General features: G+C 40.9%; 1 protein-coding gene. It reads left to right on the plus strand.

Annotation, left to right across the window (positions count from 1 at the left end; translation table 11 throughout):
* A partial coding sequence (locus ACFIMW_RS09155) for an autotransporter outer membrane beta-barrel domain-containing protein (RefSeq protein ID WP_375697394.1) occupies positions 1 to 2100 on the plus strand: 2100 nt, incomplete at both ends.

Raw genomic sequence — 2100 nt, forward strand, 5'->3', positions numbered from 1 at the left:
GGCAAAACAACCATTCAAAATGTTGATGTTGGTCTTTTTGTCATTGAAGGTAGCACAATTAAAACGAGCAATAGCGCTATTGATACTAATTCTAAAGGTCTAGATACCCAATCCGACACTCCTCAGAATGGGAAGAAAAATAAAATAGAAGCAAAAATGGCTGCGCTGGTTGTAATAAATGGTGGACATATTGATCTGACAGATGTTTCTGCCACAGCAGAAGTTGCCGGTTTACAATTCGCAACTTTCTCCGATGATAATCCAAATAGCTCGCATGATCCACAAAAATATCATAGTAATGAGATCAATCTGACCAATACAGAGCTTCATGCTGAAAATGGCACAGGAATTTTCATTAGAGCTGTTGTTGAAAAAAGCATCGAAGATGCTGCTGCTCCATCAATCGGCACAGTCAATCTTAAAAAATCAGAAGTCCATGCTGACGTATTATTAGGAGATGGTATTTTTTGGGACAAAACGTCATGGAAAGATAAAGATTTGTGGGATGGTAAAGAGGTTAAAGCGATCTCCAACGGCACCTTCACATTAAGCGCTGATCAGTCTACTCTAGAAGGCAGAGCAAATATTGCTAAAGACAGAAATGTACGTTTTGATCTGAAAAACGATACAACATGGACATTGAAAATTAGCAAAAACGAAAAAGATGATGATGGCAATCTGCTTGATATCGCTCAAAGATCTCGTTCTGATGTTTCTGTGCTTAATCTCGATAATAGCTCCATTGTTTTTGAGAAACCAACCGAAGATCATTACCAAACATTGCATATAGGTTCTGGTAAACCAGACACGCAAGAAGTCTACAATGCAACGGGTGATGCAAAGATTTACTTCAACACGGCTTGGAGTGATGGTGCTGCAATAAATAACCAAAAAACCGATAGACTTTTGATCCATGGGGATGTCTCTGGCAACACATCAGTTTATGTCACGGGGCGCTTAGAAGAGAACAATATCGAAGCAAACACCTCTGCTGCTGCCAATGTCCGTGGTCTTTCACTCATTCAAGTTTCTGGAAAAGCAGAAGAAAACTCTTTCAAACTGGTAAATGGTTATACCACAAGAGGTGGCTTACCGGATATGTATACACTACGTGCCTATGGACCAGACTCAAGCCAAGGCAAAGCCGATATTGCACAAAACCTCTTTGATGAAAAGAATGAAAATTTCTGGGATTTCCGTTTGCAACCCGAACTGCTTGGCTCCAATTCTGGTTCAAATCCTGATCCTGAAACAAATATCCCTACCGTTGCCCCTGTACCACAAACAGCAAGCTATTTGGTCATGCCAAATGCTCTCTTCTACAGTGGATTAACCGATATGGCTAAACAAAACGCACTCTTAGCCAATATCAGAACATCTGTCTTAGGAAAAGAAGAGGAAAAACAAACCGGTTTCTTCCTCTATACTTACGGAAACACAGGAACCTTATCTTCCAAGCGTGGACCTCTCAAATATGGTTATGGTGCTGATATCCGCTATGCTGCTCTACAAGCCGGTGTTGCATTCGCGGCATTAGAAGGACAAAATACCACAACACATTTTGGTCTTGTAGGCACCTATGGGCGGCTGTCTTTCACTCCAAAGGATATGGATGATGTAAGTAAGAGCACATTGGATAAATGGTCACTAACAGCTTATGGCAGCGTGCAGTATGACAATGATTTCTATATAGATACACTCTTGTCCTATGGAATTCTAAAAGGAGATATCGGCAATGCTATCATTGGCAAAACCGCAAAGTTGAACGATGCCAAAATGTTGAGTATCTCCACCACCGTTGGCAAAGAATTTGCAACCGGAATGGAAGGCGTAACCTTCGAGCCTCAAGCACAACTTGCTTATCAACATTTGATGTTTAATACCATTGAAGATGCTGATAATTTTACCGTTGATATGAAAAATCCTTCTCAATGGTTGATCCGTGTTGGCGGACGTTTGACAAAAACCATTTCCACTGAGAACAACCGTCCTATGTCTTTCTATGGAAAAGTAAACTTGATCAAAACCTTTGGTGATGATGGTACCATCCGGATTGGCAGAGATTTTGACCTTGATCCTATGGGACCTGCAATTGAAGGC

The sequence above is a fragment of the Bartonella sp. AC329YNZD genome (genome assembly GCF_042196685.1).
GTDB lineage: Bacteria > Pseudomonadota > Alphaproteobacteria > Rhizobiales > Rhizobiaceae > Bartonella.